The organism is Sphingobacterium sp. E70 (genome assembly GCF_019285695.1).
In the GTDB taxonomy this organism is placed as follows: Bacteria; Bacteroidota; Bacteroidia; order Sphingobacteriales; family Sphingobacteriaceae; genus Sphingobacterium; species Sphingobacterium detergens.
This window is the reverse complement of the sequence record NZ_CP079104.1, coordinates 805,284-820,835: the sequence shown is the minus strand read 5'-3', so window position 1 is coordinate 820,835 and position 15,552 is coordinate 805,284. Positions and strand designations below refer to the sequence as shown.

The following is a 15,552-nucleotide window of genomic DNA, read 5'->3' as shown; positions in this document are numbered from 1 at the left end:
GAATAGGAGATTGTTACAAAACAATGTGTAGTTCGCTGGAATGAGACTCGATTGGTTGAGTATGCTGAGATAAAAATTGAGCCGATATCAGTGCATCAGAAATATCGGCTTTTTTGTTTTACCTAATTTTTAAGCTGATCGTTCTGTCTATGCCGATATCATCTTGAAACACTTCATCATGGGAGATGACAAGAAGCGTGCCTTTATAATGTTGAATCGCTCGGGTAAGGATACGAATGTTTTGAATATCCAGATTATTGGTCGGTTCATCTAATACAATAAGATCCGGAGCCTGTTGTCTAATCGTTAAGCAGCATAGGATCAGGCGCATTTTTTCGCCACCACTTAAAAGTCGACAAGGCTTGTCCCAGTCATCCTTCCCAAATAAAAAGCGGTTGAGTCTGATTTTGATCTCATGTTCTGGTAGCGATTCACTATTATAATATTGAGCCTGCTCATAAACACTCAACCGGAGATCAATAAGCGAATACTCCTGGTCGAGATAGATAGCGCTAAAGCGCTGTCGCTCAACCTGACCTTGAGAGGGGGAGAGCTGACCTAACAGAATTTTGATCAATGTGGTTTTACCGGAACCGTTTTTTCCTGCAAGATAATACGCTCCCCGCTGAATATTTGCAGATCGATATTTTCCTGCCAAAGCTCATCTGTATTGTATTTGAAATTGATTTTGGTCGCTTTTATCATACTTTTTCCGCGTGGGAAGTCGCTGTTTCCTAAATCAATTTTCATTTCATCTAAGGCCGCTTTCGTACCTCTAAGTTCTTGCAGATTGGATTTCATGTCTCCAATTTTGTCCTGATGGACACTTTTGATTTTGGCCGTACTTTTTCGGCATTATTCCGTAGTGTATTCATCATGATCCGGGCAACACCTGCTTTTTCCTGTTTTTTTGACCACGATTGTTTAATCTGTTTTGCCGTTCAATCGTCTCTCTTTCTTTCTCTTTGGCTATTTTGATCGCTTTTTCCTGATGATGGATATCCTGTTCTAGTGCATAGCGTTCTATTTCTTTTTGAGATTCATAAAATGCATAGTTTCCACCGTATCGTTTTATACCCTCGGCGTCATTTCTAGTGTGTCCTCCAATAGATTGAGCAGTGTTCGGTCATGGCTGACAACAACGATGGTTTGTTTTGAAGACTGTATCCATTGATAAAGCAGCTTTTTACTGTCAATATCCAGGTGATTGCTGGGCTCATCCAACAGGATAAGCTCACATTCGTGAATTTGGATCCCTGCCAACAAAACTTTTGCCTTTTGGCCACCACTGAGATCCGACATTTTCTGCGTCAAATGAATTTCAGGCAAATTCCAATATCCAAAAGCCTCTTGGCAGCGTTCTTCCAGCGTCCAGTCATCTTGAAGGATATTAAAATTTTCCTCAGAGGCATTGCCCGCTAAGATGGCATAAAAAGCATTTAGTTTTTTGTCAATACCAAGAGCCTGTGCGACCGTTAAATCATTGTATTGTCCGGTAATTTGTGGCACATAAAAAGGGCGGGTATCACTATGCATACCGCCTGTTGTGGGTAATAGATCTCCGGCGATCAGGCGTAATAATGTTGATTTACCAACACCGTTGTTGCCAATTAATGCTATTTTCTCGTGTGAGTTGATTGTTAGACTTATGTTTTCAAACAATAAATCTTTATTCGGATGTATATAGGATATCTGTTGTAATGAAATCATGCTAAAATTCTTTATAATGTTAAAAACAGGCCATTTCGGTAAGTTATTTACCGTTGGTATTTATTACGCTCTAAAGAATCTTAATCTTACATACAGTTTTTATTCGAGTTTAAGAGCCACAAATATACCAGTTTATTTCTAATCTCAAAACAACTGTTTTTATCTATAGTCAAATCCCTTAATGTTTAAACATATATTTGTGTAATAGTGCCCCAAATTTTGAATGTAAATTATTGCTATTTGCGTTGAACAAATCGTAATTTTGAAAAAAACATGGTGAATAAAATACTTATTATTGATGACGAAGAGAAGCTTCGTAAACTGCTTGCTAAGATCATCAGCTTGGAGGGTTTTGAAGTAATCGAAGCTGCTGATATCAAATCTGGTTTGAAAAAGCTTGATATTTTCGACGTCGATGTAGTATTATGCGATGTTAAGTTGCCTGATGGCAACGGTGTGGAGACTGCGAAATTGATTAAGGAGCGCTATCCAATTGTTGAAATCATATTATTGACTGCCTATGGTAATATTCCGGATGGAGTTCAGGCGATTAAAAATGGTGCTTTTGAGTACATTACCAAAGGTGATGACAACAACCGGATTATTCCTTTACTCTATAAAGCCTGTGAGAAAGTAGCATTAGCGCGCAGGGTAAGACAGTTGGAAAAGCAATTAGGTAATAGGCTTTCATTTGACAAAATTATAGGAAGTTCTGTTGCGATTAAATCGGCTATTGCGCTTGCGCAAAAGGTATCCGTAACAAGTACGACGGTCCTGTTAACAGGGGAAACAGGGACAGGTAAAGAGGTATTTGCACAAGCGATTCATCAGGCCAGCCCACGCAAGGAGCGTAGTTTTGTCGCTATTAATTGTGCGGCTTTCACAAAAGATCTGTTGGAAAATGAACTGTTTGGACATAAAGCAGGGGCTTTTACAGGAGCGACAAAGGACCAGCGTGGTCTATTCGAAGAGGCTCATTTGGGAACTATTTTTTTGGATGAGATCGGTGAGATGGCGATTGAACTCCAAGCCAAAATTCTGCGTGTACTGGAGACCGGTGAATTTTTAAAAGTAGGTGATTCCAAGCCGACGAAAGTGGATGTCCGTATTATCGCTGCAACAAATCGAGACCTTGAAGCTGAAATCGATTCAGAACATTTTAGAAGCGATTTATTTTATAGATTGTCCGTATTTACAATTCAACTACCACCCCTACGTGAGCGTATTGAGGATATTCGCTTGCTGGCTCAATATTACGCAGATATTTTTGCGGTAAAATCGAATATCAAACCGCTAAAAATGACGGCTGAATTTGTTGCTGCTCTTGAACGAAATCCTTGGCGGGGAAATATCCGTGAATTGAAAAATGTGATTGAACGTAGTGTCATACTGAGTGAAGATGGGCAGCTTGATCTGAGCAGTCTTCCTTTTGGAATGAATAGTTTGAAATCGGAACAAGCGCTGTCTTCCGGTTTCTCTATGGCAAATATAGAACGTCAACACATTCAGCGTGTATTGCAACACACAAATGGGAATAAAGCCGAAGCTGCACGATTGCTGGAGATCGGTGTAGCAACATTGTACCGGAAAATTGAGGAGTATAAAATGCAATAAAACAAGACTAAACACAATTCGTCTTGTTGCATTTGTTTTCTTGACTTTGAGGCTGTTTTGTCGGTATTCCTTACACCTTGCTGGGACCAGCATGCTACTTGGCTTGCTATTTCTTTGCCGTTTGAAGCCTGTTTTATTGCCATTATAGCAGAGAAACACCAAAGAAACACCAAAGAAACACCAAAGAAACAGCAAAGAAACGGCAAAGAAAACCCAAGGAAAGTCCCTAGAAAGCCCAAAGAAGCTTCGAAGAAACGGCCTAGAATAAGCAAAGAAATAGCAATAAATAAGCAAAGGAAAAGGGACATATATCTTAGCTTCATTTGTCAAATCTGCTTTTCAATACAGTCCCTTTTGTTCCCTTTAATGATTTACAATAGATCCTGCGGCATGGCAGCCAGCGGCCACAGGATCGGCAAACCGCTAAAGTTTTATCTCGTTGTCATCAATAAGTTTAGCATCCCGTGTATTTTTCTGAACGGCGATCGCAGAGAATATACTTAGTGAAAAAGACATGGCGTAGAATCCTTTTTCGCTCAGTAGCAGATCAGCATTCCATAATCCGATAATCAATAAGACTACCGCAGCAATTGTTGCGAACCAACTTAGACCATAGTAAAGTTCGGTGACAGCAAGCCCTTCAGCTTTATCTCTTACACTTTTTTGAACAGAAATAACAGCAAATAGGGCAAACAATAGAATGGTAAAATAATATCCCTTTTCATTGAGCGCCATAGTCGCATTCCATAACCCCACACAGTAACCAATAGTTCCTACCAATAGCGCTGTCCACGATGCGCCAATGAAGGCTCCTGTAGGTTTGAAAGGATTTCTTGTGTTCGAATCCTTTTTGAAATTTTTCTTCAATCATGTTTTTTAGCGGTTCCATAATTTTAATTTTTTATTGTTGTTTTTGTTATTTGTTGATTCAAATATCAGGAGTATTCAATAGGATATAAAATCAATTTGTAAAAATACTGATGATATATTTTTATTTATTAAATTTGATTTTCTGCTAAATTTGGCGATATGGATTCAATTGTAGAGCTTATTAGTGTATTAGATAATGATGATATTAAGGACTTTAAAAGCTTCCTGAAAAGGAAAAATAAGCGGAATGATGTCAAGAATATCAGGTTGCTCGAAATTTTAGAAACTGATGATATAAATAGGTTAAAAAAACTCTATGGATCTTCAAAAATAAAGACGCTTATCATGCATTAAGGAAAAGATTACATGATAGCCTACTATTGTTTATTTCAAATAAAACCTTTGAACGGGATAACAGTGAGGCGCATGAAGCCCTGAGACTGCTTATTGTTGGACGTTTTTTGTTGGAGAATGATCTGATAAAACCTGGATTTAAATGCCTTCAACGGGCCGAACAAAAGGCTTTACTTCTGGAGCAGTTTAGCTTGCTCAATGAAATCCTGCAATTGAGGTTGCAATATGCATATGTGGAATCCAGACCTAATTTAGAATTGCTGATTGATCGTTTGATGGCAAATCAACATAAAATGCAGCAAGAGGTGAAATTCCAAATTGCCTATGCATTTCTAAGGGTCGAATTGCAAGATATTCATTTGAAAGGGAAGATCGTTGATCTAAATCGGTTGGTGATCGATACAATTGGCAAGTATGATATTTCATTACGGCAACTATTGTCTTTTAAGTCGCTATATCAGCTATTGTTTATCGCCAATGAATATGCTACGATACATCAGAATTATGCCTTAGTTCTGTCGTTTTTGAAAACAAGTGATGAGTTTATAACAAAGCAAAAGGTAAATTCGGTGCACCACCTGTTTTACTATCTGCATATTCTCTATTACCTCGCTAATTTCAATTTGCGGAATAGATTATTTCACGAAAGTTTAGCGTATTTGGAGCAGCTGATTGCTGGTTGTTCTCCGGGAGTGTTCATCGGGTTCAGTTTCATTTACGTTATTATTTGCTCAAGGCACTCAATTACCATTACATGGGGAAGGGGCAAAGGCACTTGCTATTTTACGTTTAGGGATCCAACAATCAACATTAAAGTCTAACGAGACCGATATTGCAGACCTGCAATTATGCCTGGTTATGTTTCTGACACAATTTCAAGATAAACTTGCATTAGCAGAATTAAGAAAGTTGATTCGAACGGATGCTTGGTATGAGAAGAAAATGGGGATGTTATGGACGATTCGTAAGGGCTTGTTGGAGATATTGATACATATTCAGTTTGCGGATATTGATCTAGCAATTTCACGCGTAAAAAGCTTTAAACGTCGGTACAAAAATACCTGGAAACCGTGCGGGAAGGTCGGGTTGTTAATTTTTAAGACTGGTTGAAAAGTATCTGCAAAATCCATCGGTCGTAAAGAATGCTGTTTTTATAACCGATATCGAGGTGATGGCCGATCATGCAGAAAATCAGGATTTATTTGTGCTGGGGTTCATCGCTTGGTTAAAATCCCTAGTCACATCGGAAAGCCCCTATCAGGCTTTATTGAGTTTGGTTAGGAAATCGGAGCTGAAAAAGGATCAATAATATATGTTTAAGATAATTTGTGTTGGAGAGGAATCAATAATAGGTTGCAGTCTTTCGTAGAATTTTACGCTTACCATTGGGCAACCCTGACTTAAACATATGGGAGCAATCTGTTCATCATCGGGCATCCTATCGTATTTATGTAAAACGATGTTTCTGCTGTAGGCGTTGCTATTGGATTCTTCAAGCCCATATAACTTATAAGCTTTTCCAAAACTGCCGTTATATGCTGTACCGATGGAGTACATGCCCAATGAGGTTGCATAGGAGTTGTCTTGATTGCTGAATTTTAATCTGCCGGCTTTTCCGGTTTCCGAACCCGAACCATGGGCTACCAAACCTTGATCCAGGATCCGGTTGTTGTGGAGATCAACAACGAAAAATCGATTCCTTCCGGAAAGCTTCTTCATGTCGAGAAGAAAAGCGATGTTCTTATTGTATTTTTTATCCTTTTTAATGAGATCTTTGACCCGATCGAATGCGCTAATATACCGCGCTGAGTCTGATGCCATAGTGTTTTCGGTATTGTCTGCAGCAAATGTGTGCTTTCGGGAAACTTTGAAAGCAATCAGACCTATCCCGATCACGATAATGAGTAGAATGAACTTATTCATTTATTAGGTTGGTTTTTTTGTTCAGCGAAGTATGCACAATTATTTTTCAATCGCCTATTTTGTTATTCTATTGTTTTATTAAATCGCGCAAAGGATTTCCAATATTTATCTTTATAGATCGCATAGTCGATTTCAAGCCTATTTCGATATTGCGCAATTAACTGATCTATTATTTGGGATGATTTTCTGAATTCTGTACAGGCCAGGTAAACTTCCCGTATGTTGTCCGCAGTTTCTCGCCCAATATTGAGATAGCCAATATCATGTGGAAGTCTAGCCATTAAGTCGTCTTCGAATTTATCCATTAAATCGTATGTCGTCTGGTCAGGCATACCATTGGTTGAAGTTCCATCGTAATTGATCCGCAACGTTACGATCCAGGGGTGTGATGCCTTTCCGTCCCAGTCCAAAAGTGTTGTGTTTATTATGGCCAAGATAGGTAGATCGTTTTGCATCATGCCCTCAAAAGCAGTGTAGGAATCATTTTCGGTCTCATGCCTGACATCTGTATATTTTTCGACAAATTCTTTTTCCCGCCATATTAAATAGTCTTTTAATTTGATCAATGGAATGAGCTCTCCTGCTGCCTGGTCAGTGGAGGTGACATTTAAACTGTCAATGGTGATGATCGAGTTTAGCTCGCCGATATAATTATCTAAGAATATTTCAACTCCATGAGCGATGTTGGCTTTGTCTTCTTCCGTGTAATTGGGGTGTACAATTACAATATCGACATCATCCGGGCGGTATTTGTGTTCAATGGGGTAAAAATACATGTCATTAATGTCAAAGGAAAATCCATACATCGTTATTTTGAATTTTTCCATGTCTTCGATCGCCGGCTTTAAGGCGGTAAACTTCCAATTTGGGAGCGTTGGAGCTGAGCCGACCAAGGTTTCGACGAACGCGATATTTTTCACAACCCCATCGGGGGTAATAACAAGCTCAGCAATATCGTCGCTGTACATTCCAGTTAAAAAATAGAGTTCTTTTCGAAGCGCGTCAATTTTTGGGGAGAGCTTGCTGAAAAATTCTGATCAATCTGATCCCCATTTTTTACAATTTGAAAAAGTTTTGTTCGTTTTTTGCAAACCAATTCCAAAAATCCTGTATGCTATCTTTTTGTTTTCTTTCTTTCCAAAAATATTGTTAAAAAACCCCATAGTTACTATTTATTCGATTGGAACCCTATATCGTATGTAAGCCCTGTTACACCTTTGCTTTTAAAATTAATGATATAATTATGATCCAACAAGTGATTTGCTGTTTAAAAATTATGTGACAAACAATTGGTCTAGCAGTTTGTTAAGGATAGTATTGGAAAATATAAATTAAGATGGAGCAGCTGAAATAGCCATGACTGATAGCAAACAGATTTGCGCGAATAATCAGGATATTCTATTTGATAAAAAAACAAACCAGGGGTATCGCGTTCGGATATAGCAATGAGAATAGATCCTTATACCGCGTAGAGTTCGTGAATACTTTAATCAGAAAATAATTGATGAACAAATAATTATTTAAATATGAAATTTAACAAATTAACATTTTGCCTTTTGGCAACATCTGCAGTACTTTCTTTTTCTGCATGTAAATCGGGGTTATCGGATGATAAATTAGAGGAAAAGATCGAAAATGCACTTACGGGACGTAAAACTGTTGATGTTGAGGTGGAAAAAGGAAAAGTAATCCTTAGCGGCACTGTAGCGTCCGAGGAAGAAAAGCAACAAATTGAATCGATCGCAAAAACAGCAGGGGATAAGGATGTCAAATCTATTCAAAATGATATTGTTGTGAGTGCACCTGTTGCAACAACACCGGCACCTATTACAGTATCAAATAATGATGCTACACTTGGAGCAGCTGTAAATACGTTTATGAAAGATTTTCCATCCGTTCAGGCGAGTGTTAAAGATGGAATTATCTCGGTAACAGGAACGTTGGAACAGGCAAAGATTGTTACGTTGAAACAAGGTTTGGATAATCTAAATCCAAAAAAGTAGATTTGAGTGGTATTGTTGTAAAAAAATAAAATAGCAAAAATTATGTCATTACAAGAAAAATATAAAGTTCTTTTGGATACTGCGCAATCTTCAGGAGTTAACGATCTGAATTACGCTGAAATGGATGGTGTGCTTCAGATTAGGGTACTGCACCGACCGCTGATGTGAAAAATAAATTGTGGGAAATTTATGGAAATATAGATCCCAACTTCCAGACCGGTGATGTTGTCTTAAATGTTGATGTGGCTACAGAGGTGCCCGGAAGCCAGGTAAAGGTAATCACAGAGAATAGCAACTTAAATATTCGAAAAGGCCCCGGAACTGACCAGCCTATTGTAGGAAAAGCAGCGAAGGGTGAAATTATCACATTGATCAGCAAAGCTAATGAGCAATGGTGGTTAGTTCGGACCAACGATAATGAAGAAGGGTATTGCTATGCGCAATACCTTGAGTCTGTCTAATACGATCAGTCCCTGAATAAAATATGAGGAGATCTATCTTAAGGATATTTCTCCTTTTTTTTTGTCTGTATGCCATTGTTTTAAGGTTTTAATATATCCTGTTTGAATTTAGTTTTATCTGGACTTGCGGTTTTTGGTGTAATAATTGTAATATATGTTTTGCAACAAACTTATTACAATATGTTGAAATTGAAATTTTTCTTGTTCCCATGTATTGCTTTGCTGGGACAGATAGCCGTAGCCCAGGAGTATGTCCGATTGGATAAAGACAGGTATCAGTTACATTTATCAGAATCTCCAAAAGACACTATTAACATCGTTGAACAAGGACAAGTCACTAAATTGAAGCAAGGAAAATATATTGTGCAACAAAATCAATTTATGGGCCCCTCTAATGCCTTTATTGCGGTCAACAAAGATGGTTTAGTGGATGGAAATTTTAAGATTGAAAAGGAAGGGAAGCGTGCTGTAGTTCAGGTCAGGCATGGTGTGATGCAGCAAATGGATGTGCAGACTGATGCGACATTGGATTTTCAGTATACAATTACGGATACTTCAAGTGTACAGCGTGATTTCCGAAACGGTAAAATCAGTCAGGAAAAGATCGTGATTTATCAACCTAATATCGGAAAGAAGAAAGTATTAAAGACTTTTTTTGACAGCTACTATACGATTGAAAATGAGTTTGACCACAGTAAATCGGAGTATGGCCTGGATAACAAGTTACTTTATAAAGCGAAGTTGGATTGTGTCGGCCAGGTCGTCGAATCGAAGTCTTTCAATAGGGACGGCCAACTACTTAAACATACCTATAAAAAGATAACATCAATTATACCGACTTATATCAGCATAATAATCTTGTCGAACGGCTGTACAAATCCAATGGTTCGAGCTATAGGAATATTTTAAGAACCAATTATTATTGAAGAAAATTGTTGAGAAAAAACGAAATGGCCAAGTTGAGAGATATGTATATAATGCCGAGGGTAAATTACTGGAGAAAAGCAATGGTAGTGGATCGAAAAAGGAGATGAGAATAACGTGTAGTTGAGTTTTTAATAGGAGAGGATAAAGTGTAATTGGGCGGCTGATAAGAGCTGATTGGAGTCAGCTATCATGTGGTATTGAATAAGAGGGGATGGTATTACTATATTATCGTGGCTTTTTTGATTTTTGGAAATATAGCGTTAACTTTGTTGAGGCAATGAAGAAAATGAACAACATATTACGTCTTCCATTTTTCTTTAATTATTATCTCCCGATAGTAGTTCGGGAACCTTATGCCTATTAAAATTTAGAAAAATTAATTATTTATATAGCTAAGCCCGAACATAACGTTCGGGCTTTTTTGTTTTATAGCATTATGTTAACAGATTTAGAAGAGAACATTGAAATTATGTTGCCAAAGGATGGGCTGAGGTCCAAATTGCAACAATCCAAAGAAACTCGGCGTCCGCTGATTATTAAACTCGGGTTTGATCCTACGGCTCCAGACCTTCATTTGGGGCATGCTGTGGTGTTGAAAAAGCTTAAGCAATTTCAGGAACTGGGCCATCAAATCGTTGTTTTGGTTGGGAGTTTTACCGCGCGGATAGGGGATCCAACGGGTAAAAATAAAGCGCGCAAACCTTTGAATCAGGAAAAAATAGCTGAGAATGCTGCAACCTATATTGCGCAATTAGCTAAAATTATTGATATGTCAAAGACAAAAATTGTCTTTAATGGTGATTGGTTGGATCAATTGGATTTTGCGGAGGTTATTCAGCTTGTTTCCAAAGTGACGGTCGCGCAGCTTATGCAGCGGCATGATTTTCATAAGCGCTTTACAGATAATCAGCCGATCGCAATGCATGAACTTATCTATCCGATATTGCAGGGGTTTGATTCCGTACAAATCAAAAGCGATATTGAAATGGGGGACAGACCAATTGTTTAATTGTACAATGGGACGCCAGCTTCAGGAATCTTTTAATCTCGATCCTCAGCTTGTCTTATGTATGCCGCTGCTCAGAGGATTGGACGGTAAGGAGAAAATGAGCAAATCGCTGCATAATACCATTGGGCTGTTGGATGAACCGAATGAAATGTTTGGCAAAGCGATGTCTATTCCCGATGGCTTAATCCCAGATTATATAGACCTAACGACAGACTTTACCCCGACGGAAAAGAAGGTTCTAAAATCACGGCTGGAAATAGGCGAAAACCCGATGGAAGTCAAAAAGCTTATTGCGCATAATCTCGTAGTCCAATACCACGATCCGCAGGCAGCTGCAGAGGCATTGGATTTTTTTGCTAAACAGTTCCAGCAAAAATCATTTGATGATAAAAGTTTTGAAGAGGTATCCTTGCAACATGTTCATGCGCAATTGGGTTCTGTTGCAAAGCTCGTCGACCTTTGTCACTTTTTAAAGAAAGATCTGAGCAAGTCCGCTATTCGCAGACTCATTGCTGAGGGGCAGTACAGATTGATTCGAACAAATGGCTGGATGCTGATCTGCCCGTTGATCTGGAAACTGGTTTTAGAATTAAATTAGGAAAAAGAAGTTTTTTTAGATTTGTTTAGGAAGGTTTTGTGAGTTATACCTTTGATATATTTTGTAAAAAAGTGCGAGAATGTAAGGTTGGCCTTTTGGAAACCATAAATATTTTCTACCTTCATACAAAGTCTCACACTTTATTTTGATACCGATTATAAATGGAAACATATAATAATGTTGTTTTGGAGCAGTTGCCCAAACATTTAAAGCGCTATGTAGTCGCCCAGCAATACGAACGTTATACGGCTTTGGATCAAGCCTTGTGGCGGTATGTCATGCGTCAGAATTATTCCTTTTTAAAAGATGTTGCTTATTACCCATACATACCGGGATTGAAGAAAGCGGGGCTCTCTATTGCACATATACCGGATCTGCAACAGATGAACGATAGTTTGAAATTAATTGGTTGGGGAGCAGTAACGGTCGATGGATTTATACCACCTGCAGCTTTTATGGAATTTCAGGCACATCGGGTATTGGTTATAGCCGCAGATATCCGACAATTAGAACATATTGAATATACCCCGCACCAGATATCATTCATGAATCTTCTGGCCATGCACCGATCATAGGTGAGCCCGATTATGCGGTTTATTTGCAGTACTTTGGTGAAATTGGAACAAAAGCATTGTCGTCACGGAAGGATTTCGAACTGTATGAGGCTATTCGCCATTTATCAATTTTAAAAGAGCACGCAGGTACAACCGAAGCCGAATTGGCGGAAGCTGAAAACAAGTTGAAGACCGTTCAGGACAATATGGGCGAACCTTCGGAAATGGCTTTGCTGAGTAGGTTGCATTGGTGGACCGTGGAGTATGGTCTGATTGGTAGCCTTGATGATCCTAAGATTTATGGTGCAGGTTTACTGTCTTCCATTGGCGAAAGTGCCAGTTGTATGCAAAAATCGGTGCCAAAGCTACCTTATGATTTAAATACTGTCGCATATACCTATGACATTACTAAGCCACAGCCGCAATTGTTTGTCACACCCGATTTTGAACATTTAATGGATGTCCTGAATCAGTTTGCAGATACCATGGCTTTCCGGCTTGGAGGTAAGCAGAGTTTGGAGAAAGCGATTGACTGTCAGGCTGTATGTACTGCAGTTTATAGTTCTGGATTGCAGGTGTCAGGTATTTTTAAAGCGGCGAATAATGATCAATCTATTTCCTATATACAGACAACAGGCCCCACGGCACTGGCGTTTTCAGGGGAGCAATTAGAAGGACATGGCATAAGTTATCATCGGGAGGGATTTGGATCTCCGGTTGGTTACCTGACAGGCAACAACAAAGACCTGGCCGACTTTTCAGATGAAGAATTGAGTGCTTATGGCATTAGTCAAGGAAAGCGATGTTCTTTGCGTTATTCTTCAGGGATCGTGGTTGAGGGCGTTGTTTTGGAGGTTGTGCGTCAAGCGGGCAAAGTTGTATTGATTTCGTTTGAAGATTGCGAAGTCTACCGAAATGACCGGAAGGAAATTTATTTTAAACCGGAGTGGGGAACTTACGACATGGCTGTTGGTACGGAGATTATTTCAGTCTTTGCAGGTGCAGTTGATAAAGATGCTTATGAGTCCATTGGCGAAGAGATCGCAGAACCATCGACTTTATTGTATACACAAAATGAAGACTCAAAATTGCTGTCCTTGCATGCGCTGATCGGAACACTGCGGTCGGGGACATTTGATACGGAACATTGGACGAATATCTTTGATCAGTTGTCTGCTGAAATAACAGATAACTGGCTCGCTCTAATAGAACTTTATGAGATCGCCTGGGCGAATCATGCCTACGATTTAGCTGAAAGTGCACAAGGTAAGCTTAAAACTATTATTACAATTCGACCCAGCCTGAAAAAACTGATAGATGATGGTCTACGGGTGGCAAAAGAAGAGCCGTTAAATAATCACTGAGTGAAATGATTGATTCCCGTAGTATAAAAATCTGGTAAAACTTTTTATATTTGGAACGTTTAATTTATCCAGTTATTTCTGATGAACGAAAAGTATACTCCCGGAAAACATCTGCTGATGACATTGCAGGTCGAGGAGGCATCATTATTGACTACTATAGATCCTTTTTGGAGTTTACAAAAAGCAGATCAATATCCATAATTTACAAATTGTAGGTATTTCCACCCATTCTTTTGAGGGTGGTGGATTTACCGCTGCAATTTGTTTAATGGAATCCCATATCTGTATCCATACCTGGCCGGAATTTGGACAATTGACATTAGATGTTTATCTCTGTAATTATCTAAAAGATAACAGTGAAAAAGTTTTGCATTTGGGTAAGCTCTTTAAAACTTATTTTAATGCAATAGTTATTAACGAAACTGTGGTTAATCGGTAGTTTATGGATGTGATATGCAAAAATGTGGCCATGCACACCGCTTTAAGATCGAGGTAACCGATTTTTCAGGTTTCGTTTGTGCAAACTGTCATAGTTATTTTAAAGGTAAGACGGTCGAAACCTTAACTTATGTGAAGGAGTTTTCGGCTCCCTTAGTCATGCAATGGGCTACTTTGGGCGAGTCTGTTCAATTCAAGAGAAATAGCTATTATATTATCTCCAAGATACAGCGCTTTACAAAAAGTGGCGAATATGGAAATGAGTTTGTGGGGTTAAACGCGAATCAAGACGATATCTACTTCAGCGATGGCGTGGACTATACTTGTGCCTTACACACCATTGATCGGGAACAGGTGACGCTTTTACCGAAAAGCAACTCATGTAAGTTTGGTAATAGACACTATGACCTGGAGTATACGGATGAACAAACTGTTGTCTATGCAGAGGGCTTTATATTTGAAGATCTGGAATCGACGTCAACGACCCTGACCTACATTCAAACAGTTAATGAGGATCGTTTTATTTCTCAGGAATTTATTGATAATGACGTACAGTACTACCAGGGGATTTACCTGGAGGATGAGGGCTATTATAAAATTTTTGACACTTATAACGACTACATTGCCCGAAAGGAGGGGGTAGGGACGAAGCTGAGAAATATTGGTGTCTTTGCTGTTTTGCTGCTAGCAGTTCTATTCTGGGTTTTAAATTGGGGACAGATCGGTAAGGATACCTATAAGTTTGATGAAAAATTCCCCGCAAAAAGGCCAACTCGGAATTTGTCGGCGCCTCTTTTGAATTAAAAGGCAATAAACCCAAGAAGCTGGTACTGGAGGGAATATCGGAATCTAAAAGCCATCCCATCCAGCTGATGATTAAATTGGTCAATGAAAAGACAAATGAGATTATTGAGTCTGGTACAGCTGTGCACGAGAATAATGACGTTAATTATGCAAGTGGATTGACCGTCGATTTTTGTCGTATCCAACCGGGGATCTATCACCTTGTTTTTGTAACCTCTTCAACCAATGGTGCGGCCGATATGGATGTTAATTTTGAACTCACAGAGGATTATAAATTAACATACGGAGGTACCAGTTATACCTTTTTAATTCTTTGTTTAGTGGGTATTGTTGTCCTTGTGGGGATTTTTAGAAGCAAGATTCTCGCGATTAAAAATAAAGATTTTGTTGCTCGGGCTGAAGGTTTAGGTTATTTCGATATCTTAAAATTTGATCGGTTGGGTGTAGCTTTAGTTGCATTTTTTTGCCTTTTTGTTGCAGTTAATCTATTTGTAAATTCCTCCACAGATTGCAGGACTACAATGCGGACAAGCAACTTGGAAGACCATACTTATACAGGGTCAAGATCGCATTATCGTCGATCCTTTTATGGTAGCGGTGGCAGTTATAGTGGATATGGTTCAGGTCATAAATAAAAATTAATATAAAAATGAATTACGAATTGTTTTATAAAGGAATTGCAGCATCATTGATTTATTCGTTTATTGGAATTGCTGTATTGTTATTGGCCTATTGGCTTATCGAGCGACTGACACCAGAAAAGTCTTGGCAAGAGATCGTACAGAATAAAAACATGGCTTTGGCAATTGTTTTTGCGGCTTTTATATTAGGCATATCGATTATAATAGCTGCGGCAATACATGGGTAAAAAGAGCAATCTGCCCATTTTCTCTTATTTGCGGTATTTGTTATTGCTACTTGCG

The 15,552-nt window shown here is 38.8% G+C and carries 22 protein-coding genes and 1 pseudogene; 17 read left to right on the top strand and 6 right to left on the bottom strand.

The window, feature by feature from the left end:
- Positions 1-118 precede the first annotated feature (118 nt).
- The 3 genes from KUH03_RS06010 to KUH03_RS06000 all read right to left on the bottom strand — a co-directional run bounded on the left by KUH03_RS06010 (position 119) and on the right by KUH03_RS06000 (position 1,710).
- Positions 119-577 (bottom strand): ATP-binding cassette domain-containing protein, encoded by a 459-nt coding sequence (locus KUH03_RS06010; protein ID WP_257092021.1) that lies wholly within the window; start codon positions 575-577, stop codon positions 119-121.
- A complete protein-coding gene (locus KUH03_RS06005; protein ID WP_257092020.1) occupies positions 574-801 on the bottom strand; it encodes a hypothetical protein in 228 nt (75 codons plus the stop codon). Before KUH03_RS06005 ends, KUH03_RS06010 begins: the two co-directional genes overlap by 4 nt.
- A 270-nt stretch (positions 802-1,071) precedes the next feature.
- Positions 1,072-1,710 carry an ATP-binding cassette domain-containing protein gene (locus KUH03_RS06000; RefSeq protein WP_257092019.1) on the bottom strand — a complete coding sequence of 213 codons (639 nt, stop codon included), beginning with the start codon at positions 1,708-1,710 and terminating at the stop codon, positions 1,072-1,074.
- 273 nt (positions 1,711-1,983) lie between these two features.
- On the opposite strand from KUH03_RS06000, the gene KUH03_RS05995 reads away from it, so the two are divergent.
- A complete protein-coding gene (locus tag KUH03_RS05995; protein WP_257092018.1) occupies positions 1,984-3,324 on the top strand; it encodes a sigma-54 dependent transcriptional regulator in 1,341 nt (446 codons plus the stop codon).
- Between the two features lie 423 nt (positions 3,325-3,747).
- Here the strand turns inward: KUH03_RS05995 and yiaA are convergent, their stop codons facing one another.
- Positions 3,748-4,191, bottom strand: coding sequence for an inner membrane protein YiaA (gene yiaA, locus KUH03_RS05990; protein WP_257092017.1), 444 nt, complete (start codon positions 4,189-4,191; stop codon positions 3,748-3,750).
- A 162-nt stretch (positions 4,192-4,353) separates the two neighbouring features.
- On the opposite strand from yiaA, the gene KUH03_RS05985 reads away from it, so the two are divergent.
- The 4 genes from KUH03_RS05985 (at position 4,354) to KUH03_RS05970 (ending at position 5,857) form a co-directional block, all read left to right on the top strand.
- A complete protein-coding gene (locus KUH03_RS05985; protein WP_257092016.1) occupies positions 4,354-4,548 on the top strand; it encodes a hypothetical protein in 195 nt (64 codons plus the stop codon).
- Between the two features lie 26 nt (positions 4,549-4,574).
- Complete coding sequence (locus KUH03_RS05980; RefSeq protein WP_257092015.1) at positions 4,575-5,369, top strand: hypothetical protein; 795 nt, start codon at positions 4,575-4,577, stop codon at positions 5,367-5,369.
- A gap of 37 nt (positions 5,370-5,406) precedes the next feature.
- On the top strand, positions 5,407-5,658 hold the full coding sequence (locus KUH03_RS05975) for a hypothetical protein (protein WP_257092014.1): 252 nt from the start codon (positions 5,407-5,409) through the stop codon (positions 5,656-5,658).
- A gap of 61 nt (positions 5,659-5,719) precedes the next feature.
- A complete protein-coding gene (locus tag KUH03_RS05970; RefSeq protein ID WP_257092013.1) occupies positions 5,720-5,857 on the top strand; it encodes a hypothetical protein in 138 nt (45 codons plus the stop codon).
- Here KUH03_RS05970 and KUH03_RS05965 read toward each other — a convergent pair.
- Both KUH03_RS05965 and KUH03_RS05960 read right to left on the bottom strand, forming a co-directional pair.
- Positions 5,851-6,471 (bottom strand): murein L,D-transpeptidase catalytic domain family protein, encoded by a 621-nt coding sequence (locus tag KUH03_RS05965; RefSeq protein ID WP_257092012.1) that lies wholly within the window; start codon positions 6,469-6,471, stop codon positions 5,851-5,853. The genes KUH03_RS05970 and KUH03_RS05965 overlap by 7 nt on opposite strands.
- A 62-nt stretch (positions 6,472-6,533) precedes the next feature.
- The gene (locus KUH03_RS05960; RefSeq protein WP_257092011.1) at positions 6,534-7,391 is read right to left on the bottom strand and encodes a DUF695 domain-containing protein; all 858 of its coding nucleotides are present in this window, start codon (positions 7,389-7,391) and stop codon (positions 6,534-6,536) included.
- A gap of 606 nt (positions 7,392-7,997) precedes the next feature.
- On the opposite strand from KUH03_RS05960, the gene KUH03_RS05955 reads away from it, so the two are divergent.
- The 12 genes and pseudogenes from KUH03_RS05955 to KUH03_RS05895 all read left to right on the top strand — a co-directional run bounded on the left by KUH03_RS05955 (position 7,998) and on the right by KUH03_RS05895 (position 15,497).
- Positions 7,998-8,474: a BON domain-containing protein gene (locus KUH03_RS05955; protein ID WP_257092010.1), complete on the top strand. Its 477-nt coding sequence runs from the start codon at positions 7,998-8,000 to the stop codon at positions 8,472-8,474.
- Between the two features lie 42 nt (positions 8,475-8,516).
- Entirely contained in the window at positions 8,517-8,642 is a 126-nt protein-coding gene (locus KUH03_RS05950; RefSeq protein ID WP_257092009.1) for a hypothetical protein, read from the top strand.
- Positions 8,639-8,935 carry an SH3 domain-containing protein gene (locus tag KUH03_RS05945; protein ID WP_257092008.1) on the top strand — a complete coding sequence of 99 codons (297 nt, stop codon included), beginning with the start codon at positions 8,639-8,641 and terminating at the stop codon, positions 8,933-8,935. The genes KUH03_RS05950 and KUH03_RS05945 overlap by 4 nt, the downstream gene beginning before the upstream one ends.
- A gap of 180 nt (positions 8,936-9,115) precedes the next feature.
- Positions 9,116-9,844 (top strand): hypothetical protein, encoded by a 729-nt coding sequence (locus tag KUH03_RS05940; protein ID WP_257092007.1) that lies wholly within the window; start codon positions 9,116-9,118, stop codon positions 9,842-9,844.
- 229 nt (positions 9,845-10,073) lie between these two features.
- Positions 10,074-10,226: a hypothetical protein gene (locus KUH03_RS05935; RefSeq protein WP_257092006.1), complete on the top strand. Its 153-nt coding sequence runs from the start codon at positions 10,074-10,076 to the stop codon at positions 10,224-10,226.
- A 72-nt stretch (positions 10,227-10,298) separates the two neighbouring features.
- Positions 10,299-11,469: pseudogene (gene tyrS / locus KUH03_RS48205) on the top strand (tyrosine--tRNA ligase).
- Between the two features lie 161 nt (positions 11,470-11,630).
- Positions 11,631-12,044 (top strand): hypothetical protein, encoded by a 414-nt coding sequence (locus KUH03_RS05920; RefSeq protein WP_257092003.1) that lies wholly within the window; start codon positions 11,631-11,633, stop codon positions 12,042-12,044.
- The gene (locus tag KUH03_RS05915) at positions 11,990-13,387 is read left to right on the top strand and encodes an aromatic amino acid hydroxylase (RefSeq protein ID WP_306429704.1); all 1,398 of its coding nucleotides are present in this window, start codon (positions 11,990-11,992) and stop codon (positions 13,385-13,387) included. Before KUH03_RS05920 ends, KUH03_RS05915 begins: the two co-directional genes overlap by 55 nt.
- A 160-nt stretch (positions 13,388-13,547) precedes the next feature.
- Positions 13,548-13,826, top strand: coding sequence for an S-adenosylmethionine decarboxylase family protein (locus KUH03_RS05910; protein ID WP_306429703.1), 279 nt, complete (start codon positions 13,548-13,550; stop codon positions 13,824-13,826).
- Between the two features lie 14 nt (positions 13,827-13,840).
- Positions 13,841-14,629: a hypothetical protein gene (locus tag KUH03_RS05905; RefSeq protein WP_257092002.1), complete on the top strand. Its 789-nt coding sequence runs from the start codon at positions 13,841-13,843 to the stop codon at positions 14,627-14,629.
- A gap of 68 nt (positions 14,630-14,697) precedes the next feature.
- On the top strand, positions 14,698-15,264 hold the full coding sequence (locus KUH03_RS05900; RefSeq protein WP_257092001.1) for a hypothetical protein: 567 nt from the start codon (positions 14,698-14,700) through the stop codon (positions 15,262-15,264).
- Positions 15,265-15,278: 14 nt separating this feature from the next.
- On the top strand, positions 15,279-15,497 hold the full coding sequence (locus tag KUH03_RS05895) for a DUF350 domain-containing protein (protein WP_257092000.1): 219 nt from the start codon (positions 15,279-15,281) through the stop codon (positions 15,495-15,497).
- Positions 15,498-15,552: the final 55 nt, after the last annotated feature.